The following is a 1,628-nucleotide window of genomic DNA, read 5'->3' as shown; positions in this document are numbered from 1 at the left end:
CTGGAGCGGCCAACATTGACGATGAGCGACCGGCCAAACTTCCCGGTAACGCCATGCTGCAGCGCGTCCATCGGGTGCGATGAATCATTTTTCTCGGGCTTGGCATCCTCTTTAACGCCGTCACGCTTCTCGGTGATCTTGTATCGATAGCCGGAGTTGAAGCCCTTGCGCAGAAGCTTGCAAAGGGGCGATAGCAGGAACATCCATTGGCCGTCTTCATAGCTGGTCAGCAGCACGCGGATCGCCTCGAGGCGGAAGCCCTCAAGCTCGTTACTCTCAGGCTCCTCGATATCGATCCCGAGCTTGCCTTCGATGATCTCAATCCAGGTCTCCTCGTCGCTTTCCTCATCATGCCCATAGAATGCGGAAGGGTCGCACCAGGCCTCGATCTCTTTCGCCGCCGGCCGCAGGTGCGGCTCGTCAAGTTTGGCCAGAAGCGCATCGCCGAAACGGTTCGGGCCACAGCGGCCGAGATAAAGCTCATCCAGACCGAGCACCCGGAAGGGTGCGACCACCTGAAAAATGACGGCCGAAGGCCGACCGCCTGTCGACGTTCCCGCATCAAGCCCAATGCAGAGAGGCAGGCCCGGTATCGCCTCAAGAGGTTTCTCTGACAGGTGCTTGGCGTCCGAATAATCGGTAAACACTGGCAGGCCGGACCGGCTCGCGCCCCATTTGTTATGGATCAGGATGTCGACCAGCCAGGGCTTGGTCTTCAGCGCCTGGATGATGTTCTGATAATAATCGTCCGGCAGGTTCTGCCTGTTCTCGGCGGCCGGATCGAGGCCCGACGGGAAGTCGAGGATCTCCATTAGCTCGTGATCGAAGTTCAGCACAAACTGCTCATAGGGCCACTCATCGACATCGGTCTTGTTCATATCGAAACCCATATGAGCCTCATTGGCATAGCCCTTCATCAGCATGCGTTTGGGCGGCCAGCGATTGATCCGCTGCACTCCGAAGCTGAACACGTCTTCCGGGTGCGAATTCGCCGCATTCAAGATGATCGATGTGACCTGGAACCCGTCCAGCCAGTCGCGGATCGACCCGTCAGGGATCGCACCGAACTGCGCGTAAAGCTCGACCGGCCCGTAATTGTCGACGAATTTCAGCCGGTGCTCCGCCGGCCGGTCCTGCCCGCCATTCCATTCGCCGACCGTCGGCGGGAAATAATCCTGCCAGGACGGGATCGCGGTCTTGTACAATTGGCGGTAGCTGTCGCGCGTGCAGAGGAAGCTGTAACGCCGGACCCCGTCCTCGCATTTGGGCGCGCGGATCGCGCAGAAGGCCTCGCCAACGAGCATGGTGGTCGTCTTCCCCGACCCCAGCGGCCCAATCATCCCCCGGATCTTCTTTTCCGTCTGCACATAGCGCAGCGACATCGGGCCGGGCGCTTCCCAGCCGACCAGCTTCATGTCGGCATTCTCCGTGATCTCGCTCAAATGGCGGAACTCATCGACATTATCGACCATGACGCGCCCCCGGACCCCGAGTGAGCTGAGCAAATGGCGCGAGGTCGAGCCTGCCCCGGACCCCGAGTGAGCTGAGCAATGCGTCAAGGGCGGCCATCCAGCCCGATCCTGCCGATCGGTCCCGGTGAAGCGCGACGGTCATATGAGGAAATGCAT

1 protein-coding gene is annotated in these 1,628 nt (G+C 60.2%); it reads right to left on the bottom strand.

The genetic code is table 11. The annotated features are described in order from the left end of the window. Positions 1–1,472: hypothetical protein (locus tag WA989_RS09600; protein WP_424340279.1), on the bottom strand; the 1,472-nt coding region annotated here is incomplete at its 3' end. Between the last annotated feature and the right edge of the window lie 156 nt (positions 1,473–1,628).

The organism is Henriciella sp., assembly GCF_049649345.1.
In the GTDB taxonomy this organism is placed as follows: domain Bacteria; phylum Pseudomonadota; class Alphaproteobacteria; order Caulobacterales; family Hyphomonadaceae; genus Henriciella.
The sequence above is the reverse complement of the archived record's forward strand: the minus strand, read 5'-3'. Positions and strand labels throughout refer to the sequence as shown.